We start from the raw sequence: 26,522 nt of genomic DNA on the forward strand, positions 1-26,522 counted from the left end.
GCTTCGAACCGAATATTAAGAACAAAAGGTTTTATTATGTAATCCCATTTGATGGATCAAATCATCACTTTAACTGTTCGCATAGTTTTTGAAGTGCAATTTACATCTTAAGTGATTATTTTAAATAGATTTATCTTAAACCGGCAAAAGTAGATGATTTTCGAAATCAATTTCAATTAAGTGTTTCCACTTCAAGAACGACAACCTACCTACCGTTGTTTTACTGGCTTACGGCTCTCAACAAAGAGGCAGTTGGCATAATCACCGAATAAAGTTGGATTTTGATGGGTACGATCCTCTATAAGCGATTATCACAATAAATCGAACTCCGTTATCGTTGCATTCATCAAACAAATAGAGAACAGAACCATGAATACCATGCCGCATGAGCTTGTGTGGGATGAAGTCTACTTCCCACCGCTGTTATTGGTTATCGCACTGGCTTACATACTGACAATGCTAACAGGGTCAATCGCGACACGGTTTGGCCTTCATAAGTACGTCGCCTTTCCTGCAATAGCAGAACTGAGCTTGATCGTGATTTTTACTGGCGCTATCGGCCATTTTATTACCATTTTTTGAGGCACTTACTGTGATCAAACGTTATCTCATCACACTTTTATTATTGGCTGCTGCGGGAACTGTGGTTTATAGCTATTACCAGTCGTACTCAAGTAACCCATGGACCAGAGACGGACAAGTCAGCGCTTATATCGTCTCGATTACACCTCGAGTCACGGGTCAAGTCATTGAAGTGCATGTCGAAGACAACTCGAAGGTAAAAAAAGGCGATCTTCTTTTTGAGATCGATCCGAGTATTTACAAGGCGACCTACAGAAAAGCACTTGCGACTCAAAAACAAGCATTTGCCCTACTCGCCAAAGCCAAAAACGAAGAGCAACGCGCGTTGAATTTAGAGAAAAGAACGCCCGGTGCCGTGCCCGTGCTGACACTAAACAACTTGAACAACGCGGTAGAAACCAGCGCCGCAAATGTCGAACTGGCAAAAGCGAACGTAGAAGAAGCACATCTCAACCTTGAGTACACCAAGGTATATGCGCCTACTAACGGCTATATCACCAATCTGAACCTACGTGTTGGCTCTCAAGTTGTCGCGAATTCACCTGTGGTTGCGCTAATTGATGAAGATAGCTTCTGGATTGAAGGTTATTTCAAAGAGACTGATTTAGTCGGTGTCGATGCTCAGGACACTGCTTATGTGACCTTAATGATGCACAACAATGTTCAGCTAGAAGGACATATCAAAAGTATTGGTTTTGGTATCGCGAAGCAAGACGGCAGCACAGGTAATGATTTATTGCCAAACGTGAATCCAAACTTCCAATGGATACGCCTAGCTCAACGCATCCCTATCAAAGTGAAGTTAGACAAAATACCAGAAGACGTACAACTGCGTGTTGGTATGACTGCCTCGATCAAAATAATCAAAAATAGCTAGGTGATTCTTATGTTCACTGCATCGACTAAAGACGCGATTAAAGTCGCACTCTCTATCGTTATCGCAATCTGCCTAGCGTTGTGGTTTGGTTGGGAAAAACCGTATTGGGCTGCGATAGCCGTCGCAGTGATGGCATTGAACGAGAGCTTCGCCCATTCAATAAACAAAGGCCATAACCGGTTAATGGGAACCTTGTTAGGGACCGGTTATGCCTTTTTCCTCATTGCGATGTTTTCACAAGATCGATTTTTGTTTCTAACATTTCTTACCGTGTTCTTAGGCACTTGTATTTTCATGTCTAGTGACGAGAAATACGGCTACATCTTTTCAATAGGATTTACCGTGTGTTCGATTGTTGCTTGTCTGGGCGGGTTTGATAACCAAACCACCTTTCACTTTGCTGTACTTAGACTTCAAGAAACACTATTAGGTGTTGTTGTGTTCTCTATTGTGTATCGCATCGTGTGGCCTGTGAATACTGAACTCAACTTTGTACAACGTTTCGAAACCAGTAAACAAGCGTTGTTAGATGCGATGGAAAAAACAGACAACATCGACATTGCCGCACTTGAAAGCAACACCGCGAATATTGATAAGCTGTATCAACTTTTAGATCTGCCACTGACCGGAAGCTACCACCTTAAAGAGAACATCCAAACATGGCGCTTGCGTATCGATGAAATGGCACATATCCAAGATACATTACTCAAACAAAGTAACAGCGAATCAGACTTAGATATCCAATGGGCAGTTCTTACTCACAACTTGAAGACGTTCGATGTATTAACACCAGAACAATCTCTTGTTGAGGGTGAACTCAATGTCACAGGTGATCATAAAGACGTATCTTGGCATCATGCACATCGCACGTTTGTTGAACATTTGAATGAAGATGGGCGCAAAGTGCTGCAAGGCGTGTCGATGTTTATCACATCGCTGTTGATTTGGATTTATCTTCCAGTTCCAGGTGGTTTCATATTTCCTATGTTAGCCGGTGTATTCTCTTCTATGGTGCCGCCCATGCCACCAAGCGTTATTAAGGACGCTTTTTATGGTGTGTTGGGTACAGGGTCGGTGGTTCTGTTGCAATACATCTTTGTGATGCCATTAATGACAGAACTATGGGAGCTGGGACTATTCTACTTCCTTAACACTATGGTGATATGGAAAGTGTTCGCGACACCTAAGCTCATGGTACACCGAATATTGGGTATTAACTTATTAGTTGTTCTCACATCTGGTGCGCTCAACCTCACACCTGTTTATGGAATTGAAACGCCACTTTTGATGCTCGTAAACATTTTGATTATTCTGATGATAGCGAAGTTGTTTACTGATCTATTTAGAGTGAGGGTAACTGCTTAGAACTAAATGCGCTTAACAACTCACAACAAAACGGTCTGCCAAGTATTTTTACTTCACAGGCCGTTTTTTATCTATTGAAAATCATTATAAATCAATTGATTAACGCTAATTATTACTAAGTGAGGATAGCGTCCATCAAAAGCGATTAACGCGATCTGCCACCTCCTCTTAAAATCCTCTCATTGATTGACGCAATGCATTTTTAGTCGCGACATTCACACTAGCAATCCTAACGGATAAATACATAACAACTGAACACGACGTTCAGTATTACATCGACTGTTTGAGTCTCGAAGGTTTGAGGCTACTCAGCGTGGGAACCGTCATGAGTTTTTTTGAAATACGCACCAGCGCCTGTAAGACCCATACTCTTTCTGTGTTAGCGTGCGCCCTATTACTTACCACCCCCAATTTTGCGTCTGCGGCAGAAACCAATACTTACAGCGAAGTTATGGAAAAAGGTCGAGCACTATTTGACAAATATGGCATCAGTCATGATTTACCAAAGCTAGCAATCAGTTCGCTCGTACAGGGCGAACACCTAGTTGAACACGCACATCGAACCATACAAATTGGCGATGAGGTTCGTGACTCAAGCGTCTATCTGATAAAAAACACAGACAGCAAAGGCAACATCGACCTGCGCGTCAAATACAACCCGCAAGAGCTGGATGAAAACGAAAAACTGATCGATGAAATTGAAGAGTTTACGCGCACTGAGTATCGACTAAGAAATTATGCAGAAAGCTTCGATCCATCGTCAGTGAAAGTCAATGAAAAAGACAACGGCGACGTGACCATTAGCTTCAACTATTCGAAATACGGCTTACCACAAGACATCGCCTATTTCCGTTTCTTGAATGTTGATATTGAACTTGTAGGCGGCACACCAAAACGCATGGTAATCACCAACGACAAGCCATTTAATCTTGGTAAGTCAAAAGTCGATACCTATTACCAAGTGATTGATTTCCAAACGTTAGACTCTGGTAAAGTCGTTATTGAACGTAAGACAACTAACATCGAGGGTACGTCTAAAACGAAACCGATGACCATGAGCGCTGTAACTGAACCCGTCGCAATTTATGAAGACGACAACGGCGTTAATGTCCTGCATGAAGAGCGTCTAAAAGAAGTTTCAGATCCTCGTATGCAAGAAGCGAGTGTTAAGTTGGATCGAGTATTCCCTTTAATGGGTGACATGGTGCGTCGTCAAGGTATCGATTTGCCATTACCATTCGGTGTTTCAGTTGCTTATCGCAATCAAGACATGAACCTTCCTATGACCGATTACGTCATTAGCGGTGTGCGCTTGAATGACCTATTCGACCCTGAAGATAGCGTTGCAACGGTTAAAGCAGAAAGTCTTTCAATACGTGGTGATGTGAATATTCTGCCGTTCTGGAATGTATTCGGATATGTAGGAAAGGTAAACGTTGATGCGAATGTTGATGCCTCTTACACCGGCGCTGCGGGAGAATATCTACAAGATAAACTCAATAACAAATTACCTGGTCTAGGCGACAAACTGTGCGAGGGCGTATCAGCACTGTGTAACAGTGGGCGTTTAAATGTACCACTCCATCTCGAATATGACTTACGCGGTGCGGGTACAACATTATCTGTTGGTTACAAAGAGTTCTTTGCCTCAGTGACGGGTACCTATTCACAAACCCGTCTGAAAGGGATGGATGATTGGGGTGACGGCATTGTCACGATTCAGCCAATGTTGGGCTACCAATTAGTTGATTATCGCGCTCAATTCTTCGTTGGTGCTGAATACCAAGGTTTAGATTCACGTATGCAAGGTACTGTAAAGACAGACGATATTGAGTTTGATTACGACGTTGGTGTCGACATTAACCAGTGGGCATTTTTAACCGGAGTCAACAAACAGATTGGCAAGCATTACAACATGACCGTGTTGTACAACAAAGGTGAAACTCGTTCGGCTGTGACATTGAACCTTGGCTATCGCTTTTAGACTAAATCTAACCAAATTTCTGATGTGAACCTACGTTGTATTAGGTCGACATCATACAAATGAAAACGCGCCAACGTTGGTTATCCAGTAGATAACACACGAAGAAACACAACGTCAAATGCTCCAAAGACGGAGCCATCACCTTATGGATCTACAGGTTTGACGGTATCGATGCGCGGTTCGTTATTTTACCGAATTCTATTGTGGACACATTTTTTATGACTATTGCATATCGTTCTCTCATCGCACTCGCTATTGCGGCCGCTCTTGCTGGCTGTGACACAGACGTTGAACCAACGGTTCCAAAGCCAGATAAACCTGAACCTCTCGTACCTGCCCCTGCTGAAACGTTTACTACTCAAATCGGCGACGCGATGATCACAGCGTCTAAAGAAGAGCTGGTGATTACGTCTAATACCGAAGACGACAAACTGGCTTCTGTTGAATCTTTCAAAGGGATTCAATATGCAGAGGCTCAGCGCTTTAAACCCAGTGAAGTTGTAAACCTTGTTGAAGGTACTTTGGATGCGACTCAGTTCGGTTATGCTTGTCCTCAACTAAAAACGACAACACAAACACAAGATGAGAACTGCCTTAACCTCAATATCTGGCGCCCAGTAGGCGTAGATGCTGACGCAGAACTACCGGTTTATGTATTCATTCACGGTGGTGATTTCGAATACGGTTCTGGTGCAGAGCCGCTCATCCAAGGTGATACCGTGGTTGCTCAAGGAAGCGACGATGGTAAGCCTTTCATCTATGTAAGCTTTAACTACCGTCTTGGTCAGTTAGGTACTCAATGGATTAAAGGCGCGAACGAAGATGGCAACTATGGCCTAGGTGACCAGAAGCGCGCCTTAGAGTGGGTACATAACAATATCGCTGACTTCGGTGGTAACGCTCAAAACGTAACCGTTATGGGTCAAGGCTCTGGTGCTATGTCTATTGGTTTCTTACAGCAAGATCATGATATCGCAGGTCAATATTTCCAACGTGCAATCATGCAAAGCAACCCTTATGGGTTTGAGTATCCAAGTTATGACGTTGCTAAGAGCCGCAACAATAACTTTGATGCAGACACTTCGGTCGACGAGATCATGGCGTCGCAAGAAACAGCTTTGGATGGTATTGAACAGCTAAAAAATTGGTTGTTAGGTTCTTTGCAAATCCCAATTCTGAGCCCAGCCGCAGATGAGACGCCAATGTCAAACCTGATGCCTTTTGCTCCATACATATTGTGTGAAAAAACAAGTCTCCTTGGTAGCTGTAGCGAATCAGCAGAGTCACCAATGAAAGCAGGCTTCTCAGTACCAACTGTCCTAGGTGAAAATGCACATGAAGCGAACAGCTTTGGCATGCTATTTAGCGCTACGTTCTTAATCCCGACGGTCATCGAGTTATTAACAAATGATGAACCTGAACTGCTTACTAACGAAGATCCAACAAAGCTAGCTCTAGCTATGGTTAACTGGTTAGAAGATGAAAACAACATCGTTCTTCTGCAACAAAAACTATCTGAGCAAGCAAGTGATGAAGTTTCAGCAGATCTTGTATTGCCAAGCAGTGCGTACAGCGCAGTAACGAGCTTATTTTATGGTGCCAAGCTAGAAGGTGATCTACTTGAAATGACTGGATGCATTGATACCAACGATATTGCGGGTACCGTAGGTTGCTTGGTCGACATTGTTGAGATCACTAGCCACCAGCAAACCCAAGATATTCTGGCTCTAACTGATTTCTACCCTAACTCAGAATCTAGCTTTGGTGGCGCTCTTGACAACATGAAGCAATTTAAAACCCTGCTAAATGACACCTTGTTCAATGGCCCTGCTCGTTATTTGGCAGCAAACAGCGAAGTAGAAGCAACGCTATACCACTTTGAGCACAAACCAAGCTTTAACATGTGGAACTTTAAAACAGGTCTAAATGAAGAAACGGGCGAATACGACCAACTGTCAATCATTGATCTATTCAAAACGATCGGTTGCATCAGCGGTGCATGTAACGGTTCAGAACTGCCATTTATGTTCAACAAAGCTGTACGTTTTGATGGAAGCGAAGTAAATCCATCAAGCAAAGAAAAAGCACTAATGAACGAAATGTCGCGTCTTTGGTTTAGGGATGAATTGTTCCAGAGCTACCAGTACAGCGATGCTGCAGACAATGTGCTTGTAATTGATGGTGCAGGATTCAGCGAAAACAGTACTACCTTAGACTGGGACTATGTCACAAACCCAGGTGTTGATCCTAAGCTTCGTGAAGGTCGCTTAACGGGTCTAGCAGAGCAAGGTCTTATGCCTTGGGACTGGTACCTAAACTAAACATATTCAACACCCCTCCTACTTTCACGGCCAGTTCGCTGGCCGTTTTTATATCTAAATTTTATGTTTAAACGCAGGTTAGTTATGACACTTAGCAAACTAAAAACAGCATGCACAATAATGTTGATTGCCTTGCTCGCAGGATGCGCCCAACCCTACCCTGATGTTGAACCCGATTTCGAAGCTAACTGGCAAAGCACAGAACATCAAGCCGAAGTCTATTTGATCCCTAGCGCGCCTGAAGCCTTTGCTCGCCGCATTGATCTGGTTCGCCAAGCAAAACACTCGATTGATATGACTTACTTCTCTTGGGAAAACGACACTCTGGGTCTGATGCTGTTAAACGAGCTGAAACACGCCGCTGACCGCGATGTGGCCGTGCGCCTCACACTGGATGACTTGTTGGTATTCAATGACAAATGGTTGGCCGAGCTAGACTCACACCCCAATATTGAGATTCGACTGTTCAACCCTTTTGAGTCACGTAAAGCTGGCTGGATTGGTCGTGCGTTCAACTTCTCGACTCACCAAAAACAACTGGATAATCGACTTCACGAGAAGTACTTCAATGTTGACCACCAATCGATGATTTTGGGCGGAAGAAATATTGGTAATGATTACTTTGGGTATAGCGAAAATGCCAATTTCTTTGATATGGACGTTCTGTTTCGAGGTACGGTAATAGCGTCTTTCGGCCGCAACTACCAAGCACTTTGGGAGAGCGAATACGTAGTGCCAATTCAAGAGCGCATTCAAATCCAGGAGATCGACCAATACCAAGCGTTCACCAAAGCGTTAAACAAAGGCGAGAAGAATACAGCGTTGATCACGTCTGAAGTCGAAAGGCAGATAAAGAGCTTAAACCAACCGAAGTTCATTTCGGCCTCTGTCACGCCAGTATTTGATTCACTGGAGAAGCTCAATGACAACAAGCCTTACTTTCGTCAACGTACAGAGCACTTAATGAAGCAAAAAGTAGCGACGCCAACTAAGGCTATAATTTCTACGCCTTATATGGTGCCAAGCGATAATCAGTTTGTGTTTGTCGATGCGCTCAGAGAGAACCAAGCCGAAGTCACTTTACTGACCAACTCATCGGCTTCCAATGATTCAGGCTTTGTACCAGCGTATTACGAAAAACACCGTGAGACTTTACTCGACAAAGGCGTAAGTATCTATGAGTACAAAAGCCAAGCGATCAATGATGATCACTACTTTCATGTTGATACCTACTACCACAACAAGACAGTAATTTTAGATGACCGTTTTACCTACATTGGTTCTTCTAACTTTGACCCAAGATCAGACTTTCTGAACGTTGAGTTTGGTGTGTTGATTGACAATGAAGAGTTTGCGAAGCAAGTGACACACTACTTAACGCGTCAGAAAGAGGAATTGTTCTGGGAGGTGTCACGTGCCCAATCAGGTGAGACTACTTGGGTTTCAGGGGAACAAAAACAGACTAAGAACCCTGATTACAGTTCATGGAATAAGTTGCCGGATTGGTTGTTCCGCAAAATAAACGGCGAGTTTGAGCTTTAATACTAATGCCCGTGAGTGTGTCAGAATCATAAAGCCCTTATTTGTCTGCAATTCTTTGTAATTCATCAATCTTCAAAACATAAAAACCGCGTGATTCGCGGTTTATTTATGTTTCAGGCAAGCAGACCTCAGTTTATAAACGACGAGTCATCGCTCTCTTAGCTACGTAGTTAACCATATCTAACGTTGTGTAAATAGATTCAACATCACTAATGTCGTAATCAAGATGGTCACGTTCGACATACTGTTCTGCTAGTCGATAGATATCTACAACACGCTCAGCCACAGCTTCCATTGGGTCAATAAGTTTGATAGTTGGAAATGCACTTGCAAGCTGTTTTCTAACAAGAGGAAGTTCAGTACACCCTAAAATCACGGTATTTACCCCTTTATCAACGATACTTTGTACAGCAATCGAAAGCAGCGCTGCATTATGGTCAAACTGACCGGCTTTAATACCGTTTGTTTTACGAATCGCTTGACCACACTCGGTCATCTCACCCGTCACTTCACCATAGATAGCGCTATGTACGTTATGCTCTTGCTCAAAGGCATCTGGCTTAACAAACACCAGATTGGCGTCAGTTAAGTAACGGTCATAGATTCCCGAGTTGTAAGTACCATTGGTACACAGAATACCAACAATTGCTTCCGGATTGTCTTCTTTGATCTGATCAACCGTGGTTTGAAGCATGTCGACGATATAAACGTTGGTGTGCTTTTGAACCTCAGGTCTAAAGTAATGAGCGGTGTTACAGGTCATTACGCCAAACTGAACATTGGCATGTTCTAAAATGCACGCTGACTCAATCAGTTCAGGCACAGGATCGGTACCGCCTTCGTTAATCACTTCAGATCGATCGGGGATATCTGAGTTTTTCACCACTATCATGGCCATGTGGTCTTAGTCTTTAAGTGCGCCGTGTTCAATTTCTTTCTTGGCGACGATATCTTGGAACAGAGCATCTGCTTCAGGGCCCATATTACCAAATACACCGAATCGTAGCTTTTTCATTGTTTTTACCTTTGTGTTTGCTAAAGCACAAAGGTTATTACGCTCTTTCGATTTACTTGAATCCTATTAGATGGTTCGCATCCTCGCGAGTGCATAAACAGCGTACAAAAATCAGAATTGAGTACCAAAGGAAAAATGAATACGAAATTCGTCGCCTTCAGGCGCATCTAAGCCGTAAGCAAAATCGAGCTTAACTGGCATTAACTGTGAGTTCCAAATCAAACTCACGCCCGTCCCACGCTTCCAATCCGCTTGTTGATCAAATGCATCACCCACATCAAGAAATGCGCCCAACCAAATTGAACGATAGACTTGATGCTGATATTCGAGCCCAGCAGTTAACATATAACGTGCCCCCGTTAGTTCACCATTCTCGTCTCTAGGGGAGATAGATTCGTAACCATAACCTCGCAGGTTTCCATCGCCACCAGCAAAATACCGCAGTGACGACGGCACATCAGATAATGATTTGGCAATGTTGATGCCTACGTTGGAGCGGAAATGGAGCTTCTGCCTGTCACTAATATCCCATGAAAGGACACTGTTTCCTTCCAACCGCAACAGCCTTGAGTCAGAGAACAGACTAGGGTCAGAATACTCGACAGAATAGATGTGTCGATGATTGAGCTCCAACTGATCATTTTTACGATCAACCTGAGAAAAACTGATGCCAGGTAACAGTAATTGCGATTGCTCTTCCTCAGACGCCTGACGGTACTGTTCGTGCAAGTATTTGACATAAATGGTACTTTGCCAATCACTGTCTAATTGCCAGTAACGTTCGAACTTAAGATCGTTTGTAAAGCTATTGGTGTCTCGGTGATCAATTCGTTTCGATTCAAACTGAATACCAAAGTAATCCGTTGTGACTTTCTCTGTGGGGATTTTGTACCCCAACTGAAGTGATTGCTCCTGTTCAGACAAATATGTCTGTGTTTCAAAGCTGTGGCCTCTCCGGTTATACCAAGGCTTTGACCAACTGAGAGAGGCGCGTAAACCGAGATCTGTAGAATAGCCGCCACCGACCTGCACGATATTTCGAGAACTTGGCTCGGCAATGATTTCAATTGGAACTTCTAGGTTGTCATCAAGTTTGTCAAAGTCACCATGTACGATGACACTTCGAAACCATTGAGTGTCTGACAAATCAGATTGCAGTTCACCTAACTTGATGGTGTCAAAGTCATCACCTTTTTTAAAGGTGGGTATTTTCTCGATACGAGTAGGGTCAACCCCATCATCAGGAATACTTATAGAACCGAACTTGTAGCGTGGACCACTTGCAAAATACAAGTGTATATTCGCGATGTTCTCGCTAGGAATAACTTCAATCTTTGACTCGATAAACCTGCCGTCAAAATAACCTTTCCGCTTTGCTAAAGAGAAAATCGCACGCTTAGTTTGGTCATATTCTTGGTGAGACAAAGTTAAACCTGAGCCTAACTTGCTTTGATTGAGTATATTGATGAACTCCGCATCTAGGCTAGCTTCACCTGTTATTTTTACTATCGATTCTGCGATGCGCATGACAGGACCAGAATCGATGTTAATGATCACGTTATCAGAATCATTGAGGTCGATATCGAGCTGTGGGTGATAATAACCATAAGGGTTGAGTGCATCTTGAATACGTTTAGATAGCTTCGTTTTCGATAGCTGTGATGCAGGAACATCGGCTAAAGGTTCTAAATATAATTCTACATTTTCGGTGAGAGTTTTATTAACCCCTTTAACCTCAAATTCAGCAGCACTAGAAGAGTGTTGGGTAAACAGGAAAAATGAAGTGGCCAGCACTAATTGTTTAATCGAGGTCTTCACGCGGTTACCCAATTGCTCAAAACCCGAACAGGTTATGAGCAAAGCGTTAAATCGCCGAATCTCTTATGGAGGACGCTATCCTTCGAACGGCTTATCGGGTTGTTTAACACTGCAACAGTCGTTTATTAACGACTCAAATCCCAGCCCTACAGACACAAAAAAGGCGCAATTAAGCACCTTTTGAATGTCTATTACTTATTGATTTATATGGCTTGCTGACTCAAGATCAGTTGTTGTTCAGCCACACATCTTGGTTTTTTGGAGCTTTCTTCTTCTTTTTCTTCTTGCCAGTACCGGCCGGTGGCGCAACAGGTTTTAGTGCTGCGATCAGTTCAGCTGTCGCTTCTTCATCCACTTCAAAGCCTTCAATTTGCTCACGCTCAAGACGAATCTTGTTCTTCTTCTCGATGATTTTGAAGTGGTGGTAATCTTCGTGATCGATCAGAGATAACGCAAGACCAACTTCACCTGCACGACCACTTCGGCCGATACGGTGCATGTAGTCTGACGGGCTACGCGGTAAGTCAAAGTTGATTACCACTGGAAGCTTCTCAATATCCAGACCACGTGCCGCGATGTCTGTCGCGATCAGAACGTCAATCTCGCCAGATTTGAAATCTTCTAGGATACGAGTACGTGAACCTTGCCCTTTATCGCCGTGGAATACTTCTGCGATGATACCGCGCTTGTAAAGCTTGTCTGCTAGGTGCTCACAGCTGTTCTTCGCATTAACGAAGATCAGAGCTTGGCGCCATTCATGTTGTTGAATTAGGTGTGCGAGTAACGCTGTCTTGCGACCTTTTTCTACTTCGAATACACGTTGAACCAGTGTGCTCGCATTGGCACTTTGAAGTTGAACTTCAATTGGATCGCTTAGAAGTTCGTGAGTCAGCGTTTTAACTTGCTCTGGGAAAGTTGCAGAGAACAACAAGGTTTGTTTTTTGCTCGGCAAGAGCTTCAAGATTGCATCAAGTTCTTCGGTAAAACCTAGGCTTAGCATTCGGTCAGCTTCATCAAGCACTAACGTTTTCACTTTATCTAGTTTGATAGCGTTGCTCGAAATAAGGTCAAGCAGACGACCCGGTGTTGCCACCAATATATCAGTGCCGCCACGTAGCGCCTGCATTTGAGTGTTTACCGATACACCACCAAACACACAAACCGTTTTAATCGCGCCATTGAAATGCACAGCGTAAGATTTAACGCTGTCAGCCACTTGCTTAGCAAGTTCACGAGTAGGAACCAAGATAAGGCCAGAAACAAAGTTACCTTTGCCTGAACGACGGTCCAGAGGGGCATCTTCATGAATCTTTTGTAACAGTGGAAGTGCAAATGCTGCGGTTTTACCTGAACCGGTATTTGCGCCTGCAATTAAATCGCGTCCTGCTAACACACTTGGAATCACTTGCGCTTGGATAGGCGTTGGCTGTTGGTATTCAAGCTCAGATAAACGAGCCATCAAAGGAGAGATTAAGCCAAGATCAGAGAAGTTGGTTGGTGCTGTGGTGTTAGTCATTAATTGCAGGAACTCAAAGCTAAAATAATAGCGCGCTATATTAACGTATTTCAGCAGTATTACGTAACTAAATCGCCCTTTCGCTTCTATTTCACTGATTAATATCCGTCAGAAGCGAAGTTATCGATGTGAGAACCTCGATACTCGCCGTACCAACTTCGTCTAAGAGTATTCCAGCTACACAATTGTCGTGGGTTGCAGTTAGTTCAGCCAACCTGCTACCGTTTGTTCCGGTGCATACGAATTCGGCTCGGTTAACCAAACAGCGACTGCGTCTGGTGTAGCGACAAGTGGCTCAAAATTGATATTAAATTGCCATTCAGACTCACCACGCTGATAACCATCGTAAACCACAACAAAATCATGTTCGAGTTTCTTACCCCTGTTCTCGCCCGCCTTAACGCTGGTGACTTCGTTCATCGCCAGCAAAGCTATATGAGCAACATAATCCCCTTTGCCTTCGTAACTTACGCTGAACGTATCGCCTTTATGGTTGACCGTTAGCTTGGGGTTATTTTGTTGTTTAAGAGAAGGTAACGTTCTGTCTAACCAGTTAAAGTAACCGCGCCACTCTTTTCCATCGACAACAAAGCCCGGCGTGTAAACCCCACTTGTTAAGCCGTAAGCTTTATACAGTCGTTGCTTCTGACTGAACGCCTTGCTCGCGAACTTATCCCCCCAACCGAGGTAGTCCCAATAGTCGACGTGATAGGCAAGCGGAATAACTTGTGTCCAAAGTTTTGGATGGTCTTCAAAAGTACTGAGGTACTGATCAGCAGGTGGACAACTTGAACAACCTTCAGAGGTGAAGAGCTCGATAACCTGTGCGGGCTGGCCTTCATTACTCCAGGTTTGTGCAAGCGACACTGAGGAATAGAAGCCGATCGGTAAGGCAAATAAACAAAGTTTAATCAATGATGAATTGCGTTTGGCGTGTGACATACCGAGATCCTTGTACAAAGCGAATTGAATGGCGCTCAAATACAGACCGTTATGCCTAGGTTTTTCTTTCAGGTGCTTAGTTTACGAAGAGATTGAGTTTATTTCAGATACAAAAACGCCAGCTTTAGAAGCTGGCGTTTTCTTAAAATTCTATATTTACATGTTAACGCTGAGATTAACGGTTAATACCGATATCGCGTTGCATGTGACCAGATAGGTCGCTTGCGTAGTAACTACGTGGAGAGTTGTCTACGAAAAGAATATCGAAAATGTGTGCAATCAATCCTTTGAAGTTAACCGAGTAGGTTTTCTTATCCATAGAGTTAGGAACAGCGATAGTATTCATTTGTACTGCTTGAGCCATGATTGCCTCTCTATAAATTTATTAATGTGTTTCGTTCTGATGACAAGAATAATAGGTGATCTTTTGCAGGTTAAAAAATGACTAAAATTAGATTTTGGGATTAGTTTTTCTAATAAAACAAACCATTAACAATGCCACAAAATAGATATGCAGATTATGTGAGTACAAATTCAATATAGTGTTTAAATCATGCATTTAGTACAAATAACCCGCAAACAACAGTGGCCAATGTCACATAAAATTTACATAAATAAATTTTCCACTTCATCAGCCACGTGTTCATTATCGACTTTTCGATAAGTTATATTTGTTTTTAATTTACTTGTTCAATGCCTGGCTTCTTCGCATAAACCGACGCTATAACCGCAATCGTCATCGTAGAAACCAATACCGCCAATGACCAGTAAGTTGGGATAGCCCACTCGCTATCAACCAGAAGCATTTTCACACCAATGAACACCATGATGAATGAAAGCGCGGGTTTCAAATAGATGAACTTGTCCATCATACCTTGCAGTACAAAATACAACGAGCGAAGACCAAGTAACGCAAACACGTTAGCCGCAAGTACCAAGAACGGTTCTTGTGTTACCGCAAAGATCGCAGGGATAGAGTCTAATGCAAACATCACGTCCATGACTGCGATCGCACCGATGACCAACATCATTGGAGTGAATGCCCATTTAGCACCCTGTTTAACCATTAATGCAGGGCCATGGAAGTCCTCTGTTACCGGCATCACTTTACGAAGTAGCTTTTCAGGCAGAGTATTCACACTCTCCTCTTCGCCCTTGTCTAATGCCAGCTTAATACCTGTACCAATCAAGAACGCAGCGAACACGTAAAGCACCCAGTGATATTCCGCCAATAGCTGTGCGCCTAGTGCGATCATAATTGCACGAAGCACCAATGCACCAATTACGCCCCAAAGAAGCGCACGAGGTCTTAGATGCTCAGGAACTTGGTATTGAGCAAAGATCATCGCAAAAACAAACAAGTTGTCTACGCTAAGGGATTTTTCTAACAAGTAACCCGTAATGAATGACACGGTTGCTTTTTGCGCTGTGTAGTCACTGTTCGGCGCATAAATGTCCCAAAATAGGTAAATCGAGCCAGCAAACAAAAACGCAAGTACAAACCAGAAAACACTCCAGATTGCCGCTTTCTTGATAGTAACGTTACCGCCACGAGTCTGATAGATATCAATAGAGACGAGAATAACCGTTAGCAGGAAAAAGCCCGCATAAGTCGTCATGATTGGCGATGAAAAAAAGGATTCACTATTTGTAGATAATAGAGATTGAGTTGAGTTCATTATTCCTCCGGGCGGAAGAACTGTACAAAGACCTTCCGCAAACAAAGCATATCAAGCTCCATTACGGATCTTGACTGTGATTGCGTTGGTCTCGTTGAAGTGAAATATGGGATTTCACTTTTACATACCGGATAGACTCTTGGCCTAACGAGATGACGATATGTAAACTTGCGCTAACTACTCCCCAAACGCGTGGATAATAATCCTCTGGTTGTGTTTCGTCTATATAAATTTGCACGGAAAAAGCAAAAAAGGAGCAAACGCTCCTTTCTGATTGATGCCACTTTGTCAAATAGACACGCGAATTGATTCTAAGAATAAATTCGCAAGTCAAACACACTATTGCACTGCGTAATGAAGTTGCAAAAAGAGCAATTTACAGCCCTGCGGCAGGTATTAAATACACTAACGCTGACCAAACTGATACCCAACCGACAACCGCTACCGCATCTAACCAATCTTTCTTATCCATGCATATCTCCACAAGAAGGCGACCTGCAGAGATAAAGCATAAACAATGCCAATTTTATAAATAACCCAAAGTAATAGTGTTAAATATCAGTATCAGCTTTAGTTATCTAAAACACTCCATGCAATTCAACGGTTCATTGAGTTGAAGCGACTCTGGGTGGTCTTGCAGAAACTCGATGAAGCAGTCTGCCATAGAGTCAGTGGTGACCGTGCCATCACCGATCATATCCAACACAGCGTTATAGCCCTCTTTGCCTTTCATTGTATAGGCTGACGACGCGCCCCGGTAAATACGGTTGCGAGAAACAGCTTGCCAACCTGAATCATCAGAGTGAATTTCTAGATGGTGAATCCTGTGTCCTATAGGCGCTTCTTTGTGGTAACAAAACCTCAAATTATGTGTATAAGGAAAGCTACCTGAACCTGTGCCCACGACACCATTATCAATCGCGTTATTGATTGCACCTTCAAGCATGCCAGCGATCGTTTCACCTTTTACTTCATACACACCAATAGGTACGGCAAACGGTAGTAGTTTTCCGGCAATATCGGCAACAGAGACATCGCCGCTGTTCAGTGAATTTCTTACACCACCGGCGTTGTGAATGGCAAAGTCAACCTGATGCCCTTTCTTGTTCATTAGATGGTGAAATGATTGAGCAACCAAGGGGGCTAGTTGACTCGGGCCTTTAGCATCTGGAATACGTACATGGCGAAGTTTAGTGTCTGCATGAGCAATCACTTGTTGCTGAAGCTTTCGAACTCGCGGCTGGTATTTATCCGTCAGAATGCTCTGCAGCTCAGGATCTTTCTTACACACTGCAATATTAGGGTGATTGTTTAAAAACTCACACGCCATATCGTGGGCATCGTCTTGCCCTACTTCACTCAGTTTCGCGTCTATAAAGAGTCGACGGCCTAATAACAGTTCGTTTTTACCATTGAAGTGCGTCACTTTGCCTTGAGAATCGAACTCGATTTCGCAGTGTCCTAAGCTCATGGCGTGGAAACCCGCTTGGACAACATAGGTATCGCCAATTTTCACACCGTATTCATCATCTTTAACTAAGCCGATATCAGAGAAATCACCTTGTAAGCGATGACTATGACCACCAACGATGACACCAATACCTGTTACGTTGGCTGCTAACTCTAAATCAGCCTCGTAACCAAGATGACTAAGTAACACAATCTTGTTGATGCCTGCTTGATGGATTTGCTCAATGGTCGCTTTTGCTGTTTCCAAAGCATTTTCAAACGGTGTATCGATATCTGGGTTAGCGATGCCTGCCATCTTGTCGATGCTTAAGCCGAATATTGCGACCTTCTCGCCATCAAACTCTTTCGTTATAAAAGAAGCACTTCGTGTTTCAGGCCGATAAGGCTTAACAATGTCGTTGTCCGCTAGCGTATGAGTTTTATTGATATCCTCATTCGATAGATTCCAGTTACCGGCCAACAGCGGGAATTTGATTCTTTTCGCGAAAATCGCAACGGGCTCATTACCCATGTCTAACTCGTGATTACCGAGCGTCATGGCATCTATATTAAGGGCATTCAACAAATCGGCATTGGCTTTTCCCTTGAATAAGGAAAAGTACAACGTGCCTTGGAAGCAGTCACCAGCGTGCAAGAACAAGGTTCCAACCTTCTGACGCTGGGCATCTTGTTCTATTTGTTTGAAGCGTGTTGAAATTCGAGCAAAGCCACCAGCACTGACATAAGGTTCAATGATGTGGTTGTTCATTTTAAGTGATAGCTGTAACGAGGTTGGTTCAAAGTATGAGTGGGTGTCGTTGATGTGTGCCAACACTATTTTTGTCGGCTTATTCTTTTTAGTCATATTTTCTTCTCTCTTTGTCCCTTCATACTAGGTCGAGAATCATGACAGAATCGTGAATTTTATGAAACTGCACTGCAAAAAAATACTCGAGATAGATCAAGAATCTCATTTTGCGCCGTATTAATAAACAACGGGTTTTGTGACAGGTGAGCATACCGGATTTGGATTTTTCGATTATGATTAAAGATATCTGTTAGCTTTCAAATAATTAGCAGAGCCTTCCGTTAGGAGTAAGCCTATGCAACTAGAAAGAATCGAGATTTCTGGCTTTCGAGGTATCAAGCGCATGTCACTCGCGTTTGACGAGCTAACCACGCTTATTGGTGAAAATACTTGGGGTAAGTCTTCATTATTGGATGCCCTTTCCGTCGTTCTGCCCTCAGACGGTGTGCCATATCACTTTGAAATGACCGATTTTCATGTCGATTACTCTGTTTCACACCCGCAGTCTCAACATCTTCAAATTGTTCTCGCATTAAAAGCTAACGATAAGAGCGAACTTAACGCAGGTCGTTATCGCAAACTCAAACCTATTTGGGTTCAAGACGAGTTTGGCGTATTTCGCATCTATTACCGAATCAGCGCGACGTTAGAACAGTATGAGACAACCACACACTATGCATTTCTTGGTTTGGACGGTAATCCGCTCAAGCTTCATCATTCAGAAAAGCTTGCTCAAGAATTAATGACCTTACATCCCGTGATCCGTTTGCGTGATGCAAGGCACTTTGATCGTCCTTTCAACGGCAAGTCCCTTAACCACAATGTTCACCTGCCGACTAATGTTCACGCTAATAACGGTCACGCTAATCATACAAATTCGAACGGGAATCATCACGCGAGCAATGGCACAAACGGAAATGGCGGCAATAACGGTAATGGTCGCCAAGCACGAATAGAAAAACGAATCGACAACACCTGCCGTCGTCTAATGGCGATTCCCGGTCATGTAAATAAAGGTGAAATGCGCAGTAGCCTAGAGTCGATGCAAAGTCTGATTGAGCACTATTTTTCTTTCAAAAGTACTTCTCGTCGTAACCCTAGAAAACAGCGAGACGGATTGCTTTATTCTGCGGGTGCCAATGATCAGAGTATTCATCAACTTGTCGAAGAAACCAAAAATAAACAAACCCGCTTATTATTCATGGGGTTACTTAACGCTTATCTACAAGCTAAAGGGCCAAACGACTTAAGGCGATGTGCGCGCCCTCTGTTGATCCTTGAAGATCCAGAAGGTCGATTGCACCCAACACACTTGGCAAGGGCTTGGAGCTTGATGCAGAAATTGCCCATGCAGAAAATCCTGACCACCAACAGTGGCGACCTACTTGCGGCGGTCCCACTTCAATCGATTCGTCGCTTGGTTCGTCAGTCAGACAAAACCATCGCCAATCAACTCAACATGAACCATTTCAGTAAGGATGAACTTCGACGAATTGGTTTTCATATCCGCTTCCACCGCTCTGGGGCACTATTTGCTCGCTGTTGGCTATTAGTAGAAGGTGAAACCGAGGTTTGGTTGTTCAATGAACTTGCCAACCAATGTGGCTATAACCTAGCAGCAGAAGGTGTGCAGATTATTGAGTTCGCCCAATCAGGACTTAAGGCACTGATTAAGGTCGCGCAAGAGTTTGGCATCGATTGGCATGTGGTAACTGACGGCGATGCGGCGGGTAAAAAATACGCAGCAACGGTGCTATCGAAGCTTGGTAATGATCAGGAAAGACATCGACTCACGGAACTGCCAGATAAAGATATCGAGCATTACCTATATATGAATGGGTTTGAGAGCTTTTTCCGTGACATGGTTAAGATTCCATACGATCACCCTATCCCTCCAAAGAAAGTGGTTGCCAAGGTATTGAAGAAACATGCAAAACCCGACCTTGCACTCGCCATTGTTTCTCATTGCGAGAATCAAGGACAAGAATGCATTCCGCTTTTATTAAGGTGGACATTAAAACGCGTGATCACCATGGCGAATGGAAATACCTAAACATAATTTGTTTTATAGATGCTATCAGTTGCTCTACTGATGAAATATTTATCTAGTCGCCTCAACCAAAAAAGGCACACCAAACGGTGTGCCTGTATAAATCGATATACAAATTAATTGGGGGTTATCTTGCAAGAGTTCACAGTGACTAACTAAGGTTAGGTTAACGAATTAAGCCTTTGCCTGTTTAGCGTGTTGTTCAACAACTTCCGAAGATTGAGTCGATTTCTCGTGAAGCCATAGCCCCGTTGCTTTCATCAAGTATCCAAATACACCACCAAGCAGTAAAGATGGCACTACAAGTTGCCAATCACCACCTGCAGCAAACGTCGCACAGCAACCAATGAAGGTGCCTGGGATATAACCTAGCCACGCTTGTTTCGCTTGAATACACATAAAGAAAGCCACAATAGCAGTAATCATGTAGCCTAAAATCTCTAACCCTGCGAAGGTTGAGCTTTCGATAATCACCATTGCCCAGAATACGCCAGTCATGTTGGTCAATAAGCTACCTGCTAGTCCTTTAACGCCGCCTGTTGGCGAAGCAAAGTAACTGGTGCAACCTAAGAAACCTGCCCATGACAATAAGCCGAAAGAGATAGCAATCCATCCCCATAGACCTGACAAAATACCTGTTGTTAATGAAATCGCGACTAATGTACTCATACTATTTCTAAAGCCTAATTACGTAATTGAACGCAACCGGATTTAGCCTCACTTAAAATCAAGTAAGCATACTATGGGAAGATAGCCCTTATTTAGCCGATCACGATCACATTAATAATGTATGCAGATGTGTATTTATCACTAGATAGAGACCGAAATCGCTTATTCAACATATTTGGTTATCAGTATTTTATCAATTTATCGTTACAGAACCGATGGCTTGCCTTTCATCATGCGCTTACCTTCTCGCTTAATACACTCAGCAAGTGGGTTCTCAGACATATCTGCACGCCAAATAAAGGACAAGGTTCTTTCCATTTCAAGCTCAGGGACATTTAATGTGACCAGTTGACCAGACTCAACAAACTGTTCGACATCGAGATAAGGTAAACACGTTAAATATGGGCCGTTTGCAACCAAACTTCTTAAAACAGGAACGTGTTCATACTCTCGCCAAACATCAAGATCACCAATTAAATGGTGAATAGAGCTATCAAAAACTTTGCGAGTACCCGAGCCATGTTCACGTAATACCCATTTTGCTTGTTCTAATTGCGCCAAGCTTACTCGTTCACGCTTCGCAAACGGGTGATGAGCCGATGCAACCACCGTTAAATGGTCCGTACACCACACTTCTTGGTGAACTCGGTTGTCATCACAACGACCTTCGATAACACCCAAGTCATATTGATAATCTAATACGCCATCAATAACCGCATCGGTACTTTGTACGCCGAGCGAGATTCGCATCTCAGGAAAGTCGTTATCAATAATACTGATGAGGTCAGGAACTAGGTGTTCCGCTGGTGTTTGGCTTGCACCGAGTTTGAGCTCTCCACTTAGTAAATGCTGCTCATAAAAACCCATCTCAATTTGCTGCGCATCTTGCAGTAAACGCTTCGCTTTTGGTCTTAACCACATGCCCCAATGAGTCAGGGCCATTTGCTTGCCCTGCCTTTCAAACAAAGGCCTGCCGAGCATTTTTTCCAACTGTGCAAGAGACATACTTGTTGCTGACTGAGTCAACGCCAATTTGTCTGCTGCCTGACTAACGCTCCCGGAGTCTGCTACTGCATCAAATACCGCGAGTTGCTTTAATGAATAACGCAAAATTCATCCTTAATGCTTTTAATTATTTGTGTCCTGATGCTCGTTTTTTATAAAGCCAATGAGCAATCAATTTCATTCTACGCGTAACCAAATCTATATCAATAAATTTGATGTGGTTTCTAAAAATTATCAATTTTACCTCTACCCCTCAACGCCCTAATCTGGAATGGCAGGACACAACGAGCCCTGCAAAACATTACTGATTAACCATTACGGATTAACCAGGTCATTAACACTAGGAATTACACATGACGGATTGTTCAAGGGGGGGATATGGCAACCAGCACTTCTGAAAATCATCAACTGTTCTCACCAACAGAAATGATGGCGGAAGCAGAGAAGTTTGCATTAAGTAAAGCAAATAAAACCAGCAGCATGACATTGAGTTTGGCAATCATGGCTGGCGCATTCATCGGGCTTGCTTTTTTATTCTACATCACGGTAACCACGGGCAGCGCTGATGCTGGATGGGGACTGAGTCGCTTAGCCGGCGGTCTTGCCTTCAGTATGGGTTTGATCTTGATTGTGATTTGCGGTGGTGAGCTATTTACCAGCTCAGTGTTATCAAGCATCTCATGGGCTAACAAGCAAATCACCTTCACGAAGATGCTGTCTATCTGGGGCAAGGTGTATGTCGGCAACTTTATCGGTGCCATGTTCCTATTGGCTTTGGTAAGCGCAGCAGGCTTGTATCAACTGGATGGCGGGCAATGGGGCTTAAACGCTTTAAACATTGCTCAACACAAGCTACACCACACCCCAGTTCAAGCGTTTGCTTTGGGTGTGCTTTGTAACTTGTTGGTGTGTTTAGCGATTTGGTTAACGTTCAGCTCTGCTAACGCAATGACCAAAGCAATGATGACCGTGTTACCCGTTGCAATGTTCGTAAGCTCAGGCTTTGAACACTGTGTGGCGAATATGTTCATGGTTCCGCTAGGCATCACGATTCAAACATTCGCCCCGGAAAGCTTCTGGATGCAAATCGGTGCAACACCAGCGCAGTACGCAGACTTAAACGTCATGCAATTTGTCACAGCAAACTTAATACCAGTGACAATCGGCAACATCGTAGGTGGTTCAGTATTGGTCGGCTTAGCCAACTGGAGTATCTACCGTCGCCCACAACTTAAAGCAGCAAAAATTACCGCTATTACACAAACAACAGAAATTACGTCAGTTAAGGAAATTACTATGAACACAGCAACTACTATCAAGCAAATCATGAACACTCAACCAATTACATTGAGCGTTGAAATGCCAACATCAGTCGCGATTGATACACTTTTAGACGCGCAACTTGTTAGCGCTCCTGTTTGTGATGTTGAAGGCCGTCTAGTGGGTATCTTCTCTGTTCATGACGTAATGGTTGACCTTTGGTGCCAAGATTACATCCCAACTAAAGGCCAAAAAGTCGTAGACCTAATGAGCCGTGACGTTGTGGCAATCGATGCAAACGACAAGCTAGTAGACGTTGCTGAGTTCCTATGCATCGACAAAGAGCAACTGTACCCGACGACAAGCATGGGCTTCGCAACTCGCTTGACATCTCTTTCTCTAGAAGAGCGTGCAAAAGCGATGAAAGTAAGCCAACCACATATGCTTCCAGTGTTAGAAAATGGCGTGATGGTGGGTGTGTTGACTCGCATTGAAGTGATGCAAGCACTGCGTCCAATCTACGGTGACCGACTAAACGTGGTTCCTCAAGCTGAACTAGAAACAGCTTAACTAATCGTAATTTGAACTATTAGGGATTAGTAGTTCAATTAGATAACTCAGTCATGGCAACGTTGACTGGCTAGAGGCAAATGGTGGCTTTTAACGTACTAAACGGTTTGACACAAAACAGACCTAAACGCGTTGCCATTTATCTCAATAAAAAAGGCGCAAAGTGAAAACTTTGCGCCTTTCTCTATTTCTAACTGCTGACCTATTTAGTATCGACCAAACTTTTGATATTTCTAAATAATGTTGATACCTGTCAGAGAGCTAGAAAGCTAGATTACTTTTTTACGCCTTCAACGTGTAGTTCCATGTCTACATAGCTTGAAGCGCCCATTACTGGAATGTTGAAGTCAGCAAGTTCTAGACGAGTTGTACCCACGAAACCAGCACGCTCACCGCCCCAAGGGTCTTGACCAGCACCGATGAATTCAGCTTCGATAACGATTGGCTTAGTTACGCCGTGAAGCTTAAGGTCACCCATTACTTCAAGTTTGCCGTTGCCTTTATCAACCACTTTTGTGCTGTTGAAAGTAGCGTCAGAGAATTTACCTGCATCAATGAAGTCAGAGCTACGGATGTGCTTGTCACGCTCTGCGTGGTTTGAATCAAGGCTTGTTGTATCAATAGTTACGTTTACTTTTGATGCTTCAACGTTGCTTTCATCAAATGAGAAATCACCTGAGAATGTGTTAAAACGGCCTTGGATAAAGCTATAACCTAGGTGGCTAACTTTAAAGTTAACTGAAGCATGCGCACCTTTTGTATCAATCACGTAATCAGCGGCGTTCGCAGCGAAAGGCATTGCCATAGCAAATGCTAATCCTGTAGCGATAATTGACTTTTTCATTTTGAAGCTCCTATCATTTTTCGTAGCGTATCGTCTTTGTCGATAACGTGGTGTTTTATCGCCGCTAAGGCGTGCACTGATGCCATAATGATCAGTACCCATGCAGCATAGTAGTGAACCGTACCTGCGAGATCAGATTGGTTTGCAAACAGTTCGCCCATACTTGGTACAGTGAACCAATTGAATACCTCTATCCCGCGGCCATCTGATGTCGAAATCAAATAACCTGAAATAAACAAAACCGCTAAGTTGATGTACATGAAGCCGTGAGCGATCTTCGCTGCTGCAACTTCATAGCTTTTACCTTCCACTTTAGGTGACGCGGTAACTAGTTTCCAGACCAAGCGGATAACAGTAACGGCAGCCAAAAGAATGCCTACCGAGCGGTGATAGTCTGGCGCTGTTTTGTACCACTCGCTGTAGTATGAAAGATCAACCATCCACAGGCCTACACCAAATAAGCCAAATACCGCGAGAGCTGAAATCCAATGCATCGCTCTTGCTAAAGGGTTGTAATTTCTAACGTTGTTGTCCATGCATCTCTTCCGAATGTTAACGAGTAGTGTAGTTTCGAAAAGCGTACCCTACACCAAGTTTGTGTAACATATTATTTACCAAGCTTTACATTGGTAACATCATTTCAAATTAAACGAGTTATTCAAATTATTTGAACAAGTTTGGGCTAAACGTTAGATTTCAACGATTTGTTCGATCTCGTAAAGCTCATCTGAGATATCTAACATTTTACGTTCCATGACTTTTTGAGCGTCTTCTATCCCTTTGTTGTAGTAAACCGCCCCAAACTTTTTACTTATGAAATCGACCAAGAATTCCGTGTCGAACTGACCAAGCTCCACATCAAGTTCATCTTGCAGGTACTTTTGGAGCGTATTAGTAAGCTCAGACTTTTGTTTCGAATCTAATTGAATGGTCATGAATGTTTCCAAATAAAGAGTAAGTAGATCAATTGTGATTTGCTGACTAGACTATAGTCGAGGTAACTAGCTAGAATTCCTCATAATTTAGAATACAGACCTGTAGAGCGCCAGTGCTATCCATAAAATCACTCAGCAATGGTTAATTTTGATAGAGAGATCAAGAACTCGCACTTTGACGATAGGTAACGGAACCGCAATTACCGTACTATTGCCCATCAATAAGATAGTAGCTGTGTATAAGGGACTTCATTGTTATTAGATCTAGTGATTAAAAGCGTTAATCAATTTCAAGACGATTGCCTAAAGCTCTGTGAACGCCATTACCCTACGGTGCACAATCAAGGGATCAGTGAGCACCATATAGGAAAGGCATTTGCTCGCCGAATGGAGCACACCTTCGTTAGCTTTAATCATGCAAGCAACATCAGCCCACTTGAAATGCTTTCTTCTGGCGAAACGCCTCGACACTTCCGAATATCTTCCGAAATTGGTACCGTTTGGATGATCAGTCATCATATGGTGAGCGCCGGGAAAACCTGTCGTAGAAAGTTAATGTTGGACATCCATAATTGGCAACAAGAGTATGGATTTTCCATTCAACCCAATGACGTTTTGATCATTGTCTCCGACCATTGGATTAGCCGAAGTAAAAACAGTGGTGAATTATTGCATTGGTGGATGGGTGAACTCCCAGACGAGATCACGGAATATAGCCAACAAGGTATCACGCTAAGAGAGAGTGATTCTCAATTCGCTACTGACTTAAATAATAATTTTAAAATCAGCCCTTGCTTCATTAAATTTGGACACCCTTTAAAGCGGTCAGGAAATCAACAACTGGTTCGTAAATACCTGCAACTTTACGCAGTACTTCAATGGCAGTAAGAATACGGGTCAACTTTTTTAATCAGTCTTGAAAGTAAATAGTTAGACCTCCATCCCAATATTTTATAAAACCCAACTCAAGCCCTACCCAATAATCAATCAAAATTTATCTTCGATAAAATAATAACTTATCAGCTCATCGTTCATATTTTGAGAAGTAGATATCATTTATATGCAAACAGAGTTGTTTGTTAATAATGTAACTTTGACATTCCCCCATAACCTGAGGCTTTATCCTTACTTTCACCTGGTGTATTGACGTTGAAAGCTTATATTGATTGGTGTTGATATGAGATAGATTACTCAGAGATTAAATTCACAATAGTCATTGTTAATGGTGAATGATAAGTAATTTTAATGACTAATATCAATTATCATGCTGTTTTTTCGTTAATTATATTTA

General features: G+C 43.0%; 21 protein-coding genes. 9 read left to right on the forward strand and 12 right to left on the reverse strand.

Translation table 11 applies throughout. The annotated features are described in order from the left end of the window. Nucleotides 1-369 precede the first annotated feature (369 nt). The 6 genes from AB4507_RS11760 to AB4507_RS11785 all read left to right on the forward strand — a co-directional run bounded on the left by AB4507_RS11760 (nucleotide 370) and on the right by AB4507_RS11785 (nucleotide 8,671). Nucleotides 370-582, forward strand: a complete 213-nt coding sequence (locus AB4507_RS11760; RefSeq protein ID WP_017059802.1) for a DUF1656 domain-containing protein — start codon at nucleotides 370-372, stop codon at nucleotides 580-582. Between the two features lie 10 nt (nucleotides 583-592). After that, nucleotides 593-1,459 carry an HlyD family secretion protein gene (locus AB4507_RS11765; RefSeq protein ID WP_017059803.1) on the forward strand — a complete coding sequence of 289 codons (867 nt, stop codon included), beginning with the start codon at nucleotides 593-595 and terminating at the stop codon, nucleotides 1,457-1,459. 9 nt (nucleotides 1,460-1,468) lie between these two features. Beyond that, a complete protein-coding gene (locus AB4507_RS11770) occupies nucleotides 1,469-2,824 on the forward strand; it encodes an FUSC family protein (RefSeq protein ID WP_372182726.1) in 1,356 nt (451 codons plus the stop codon). 325 nt (nucleotides 2,825-3,149) lie between these two features. Further along, nucleotides 3,150-4,808, forward strand: coding sequence for a hypothetical protein (locus AB4507_RS11775; RefSeq protein WP_017059805.1), 1,659 nt, complete (start codon nucleotides 3,150-3,152; stop codon nucleotides 4,806-4,808). Nucleotides 4,809-5,026: 218 nt separating this feature from the next. Then, the gene (locus AB4507_RS11780; RefSeq protein ID WP_372182728.1) at nucleotides 5,027-7,129 is read left to right on the forward strand and encodes a carboxylesterase family protein; all 2,103 of its coding nucleotides are present in this window, start codon (nucleotides 5,027-5,029) and stop codon (nucleotides 7,127-7,129) included. An 84-nt stretch (nucleotides 7,130-7,213) separates the two neighbouring features. Next, the gene (locus AB4507_RS11785; protein WP_372182729.1) at nucleotides 7,214-8,671 is read left to right on the forward strand and encodes a phospholipase D family protein; all 1,458 of its coding nucleotides are present in this window, start codon (nucleotides 7,214-7,216) and stop codon (nucleotides 8,669-8,671) included. Between the two features lie 133 nt (nucleotides 8,672-8,804). On the opposite strand, the gene AB4507_RS11790 is transcribed toward AB4507_RS11785, so the two are convergent. The 7 genes from AB4507_RS11790 to AB4507_RS11820 form a co-directional block, all read right to left on the reverse strand. Next, nucleotides 8,805-9,569: an aspartate/glutamate racemase family protein gene (locus tag AB4507_RS11790; protein WP_372180943.1), complete on the reverse strand. Its 765-nt coding sequence runs from the start codon at nucleotides 9,567-9,569 to the stop codon at nucleotides 8,805-8,807. Nucleotides 9,570-9,797: 228 nt separating this feature from the next. Beyond that, nucleotides 9,798-11,516 carry an autotransporter assembly complex family protein gene (locus tag AB4507_RS11795; protein WP_029235239.1) on the reverse strand — a complete coding sequence of 573 codons (1,719 nt, stop codon included), beginning with the start codon at nucleotides 11,514-11,516 and terminating at the stop codon, nucleotides 9,798-9,800. 214 nt (nucleotides 11,517-11,730) lie between these two features. Then, entirely contained in the window at nucleotides 11,731-13,020 is a 1,290-nt protein-coding gene (locus AB4507_RS11800; protein ID WP_017069930.1) for a DEAD/DEAH box helicase, read from the reverse strand. 201 nt (nucleotides 13,021-13,221) lie between these two features. Continuing rightward, a complete protein-coding gene (locus tag AB4507_RS11805) occupies nucleotides 13,222-13,962 on the reverse strand; it encodes a DUF1223 domain-containing protein (protein WP_372182730.1) in 741 nt (246 codons plus the stop codon). Between the two features lie 175 nt (nucleotides 13,963-14,137). Then, nucleotides 14,138-14,326, reverse strand: a complete 189-nt coding sequence (locus AB4507_RS11810) for a hypothetical protein (protein WP_017059812.1) — start codon at nucleotides 14,324-14,326, stop codon at nucleotides 14,138-14,140. Nucleotides 14,327-14,639: 313 nt separating this feature from the next. Next, entirely contained in the window at nucleotides 14,640-15,641 is a 1,002-nt protein-coding gene (locus tag AB4507_RS11815) for a TerC/Alx family metal homeostasis membrane protein (RefSeq protein ID WP_017059813.1), read from the reverse strand. Between the two features lie 574 nt (nucleotides 15,642-16,215). Beyond that, a complete protein-coding gene (locus AB4507_RS11820; RefSeq protein WP_372058294.1) occupies nucleotides 16,216-17,955 on the reverse strand; it encodes a bifunctional UDP-sugar hydrolase/5'-nucleotidase in 1,740 nt (579 codons plus the stop codon). A 238-nt stretch (nucleotides 17,956-18,193) separates the two neighbouring features. Here AB4507_RS11820 and AB4507_RS11825 point away from each other — a divergent pair, with 238 nt between their 5' ends. Then, on the forward strand, nucleotides 18,194-19,951 hold the full coding sequence (locus AB4507_RS11825; RefSeq protein WP_372182731.1) for an ATP-dependent endonuclease: 1,758 nt from the start codon (nucleotides 18,194-18,196) through the stop codon (nucleotides 19,949-19,951). Nucleotides 19,952-20,122: 171 nt separating this feature from the next. On the opposite strand, the gene AB4507_RS11830 is transcribed toward AB4507_RS11825, so the two are convergent. Both AB4507_RS11830 and AB4507_RS11835 read right to left on the reverse strand, forming a co-directional pair. Further along, nucleotides 20,123-20,617 carry a DUF1097 domain-containing protein gene (locus AB4507_RS11830; protein WP_017059817.1) on the reverse strand — a complete coding sequence of 165 codons (495 nt, stop codon included), beginning with the start codon at nucleotides 20,615-20,617 and terminating at the stop codon, nucleotides 20,123-20,125. A 204-nt stretch (nucleotides 20,618-20,821) separates the two neighbouring features. After that, nucleotides 20,822-21,727 carry a LysR substrate-binding domain-containing protein gene (locus AB4507_RS11835; RefSeq protein WP_017064628.1) on the reverse strand — a complete coding sequence of 302 codons (906 nt, stop codon included), beginning with the start codon at nucleotides 21,725-21,727 and terminating at the stop codon, nucleotides 20,822-20,824. Between the two features lie 273 nt (nucleotides 21,728-22,000). On the opposite strand from AB4507_RS11835, the gene focA reads away from it, so the two are divergent. After that, entirely contained in the window at nucleotides 22,001-23,452 is a 1,452-nt protein-coding gene (focA, locus tag AB4507_RS11840) for a formate transporter FocA (protein WP_136978570.1), read from the forward strand. Between the two features lie 274 nt (nucleotides 23,453-23,726). Here the strand turns inward: focA and AB4507_RS11845 are convergent, their stop codons facing one another. From AB4507_RS11845 to AB4507_RS11855, 3 genes are all read right to left on the reverse strand, one after another. Further along, entirely contained in the window at nucleotides 23,727-24,296 is a 570-nt protein-coding gene (locus tag AB4507_RS11845; protein WP_017064630.1) for a YceI family protein, read from the reverse strand. Beyond that, the gene (locus tag AB4507_RS11850; protein WP_017067366.1) at nucleotides 24,293-24,832 is read right to left on the reverse strand and encodes a cytochrome b; all 540 of its coding nucleotides are present in this window, start codon (nucleotides 24,830-24,832) and stop codon (nucleotides 24,293-24,295) included. Before AB4507_RS11850 ends, AB4507_RS11845 begins: the two co-directional genes overlap by 4 nt. 153 nt (nucleotides 24,833-24,985) lie before the next feature. Then, nucleotides 24,986-25,231 (reverse strand): DUF2164 domain-containing protein, encoded by a 246-nt coding sequence (locus AB4507_RS11855; protein WP_229647529.1) that lies wholly within the window; start codon nucleotides 25,229-25,231, stop codon nucleotides 24,986-24,988. Nucleotides 25,232-25,483: 252 nt separating this feature from the next. On the opposite strand from AB4507_RS11855, the gene AB4507_RS11860 reads away from it, so the two are divergent. Further along, nucleotides 25,484-26,119: a hypothetical protein gene (locus AB4507_RS11860; RefSeq protein WP_017069925.1), complete on the forward strand. Its 636-nt coding sequence runs from the start codon at nucleotides 25,484-25,486 to the stop codon at nucleotides 26,117-26,119. Nucleotides 26,120-26,522 lie beyond the last annotated feature (403 nt).

The sequence above is a fragment of the Vibrio sp. 10N.222.54.A3 genome (genome assembly GCF_041474095.1).
GTDB lineage: Bacteria > Pseudomonadota > Gammaproteobacteria > Enterobacterales > Vibrionaceae > Vibrio > Vibrio crassostreae_C.

Coding starts and splice junctions, on each gene's coding strand:
- AB4507_RS11760 (WP_017059802.1), top strand. CDS start 370: ATGAATACCATGCCGCATGAGCTTGTGTGGGATGAAGTCTACTTCCCA.
- AB4507_RS11770 (WP_372182726.1), top strand. CDS start 1,469: ATGTTCACTGCATCGACTAAAGACGCGATTAAAGTCGCACTCTCTATC.
- AB4507_RS11775 (WP_017059805.1), top strand. CDS start 3,150: ATGAGTTTTTTTGAAATACGCACCAGCGCCTGTAAGACCCATACTCTT.
- AB4507_RS11780 (WP_372182728.1), top strand. CDS start 5,027: ATGACTATTGCATATCGTTCTCTCATCGCACTCGCTATTGCGGCCGCT.
- AB4507_RS11785 (WP_372182729.1), top strand. CDS start 7,214: ATGACACTTAGCAAACTAAAAACAGCATGCACAATAATGTTGATTGCC.
- AB4507_RS11790 (WP_372180943.1), bottom strand. CDS start 9,569: ATGGCCATGATAGTGGTGAAAAACTCAGATATCCCCGATCGATCTGAA.
- AB4507_RS11800 (WP_017069930.1), bottom strand. CDS start 13,020: ATGACTAACACCACAGCACCAACCAACTTCTCTGATCTTGGCTTAATC.
- AB4507_RS11805 (WP_372182730.1), bottom strand. CDS start 13,962: ATGTCACACGCCAAACGCAATTCATCATTGATTAAACTTTGTTTATTT.
- AB4507_RS11810 (WP_017059812.1), bottom strand. CDS start 14,326: ATGGCTCAAGCAGTACAAATGAATACTATCGCTGTTCCTAACTCTATG.
- AB4507_RS11815 (WP_017059813.1), bottom strand. CDS start 15,641: ATGAACTCAACTCAATCTCTATTATCTACAAATAGTGAATCCTTTTTT.
- AB4507_RS11820 (WP_372058294.1), bottom strand. CDS start 17,955: ATGACTAAAAAGAATAAGCCGACAAAAATAGTGTTGGCACACATCAAC.
- AB4507_RS11825 (WP_372182731.1), top strand. CDS start 18,194: ATGCAACTAGAAAGAATCGAGATTTCTGGCTTTCGAGGTATCAAGCGC.
- AB4507_RS11830 (WP_017059817.1), bottom strand. CDS start 20,617: ATGAGTACATTAGTCGCGATTTCATTAACAACAGGTATTTTGTCAGGT.
- focA (WP_136978570.1), top strand. CDS start 22,001: ATGGCAACCAGCACTTCTGAAAATCATCAACTGTTCTCACCAACAGAA.
- AB4507_RS11845 (WP_017064630.1), bottom strand. CDS start 24,296: ATGAAAAAGTCAATTATCGCTACAGGATTAGCATTTGCTATGGCAATG.
- AB4507_RS11850 (WP_017067366.1), bottom strand. CDS start 24,832: ATGGACAACAACGTTAGAAATTACAACCCTTTAGCAAGAGCGATGCAT.
- AB4507_RS11855 (WP_229647529.1), bottom strand. CDS start 25,231: ATGACCATTCAATTAGATTCGAAACAAAAGTCTGAGCTTACTAATACG.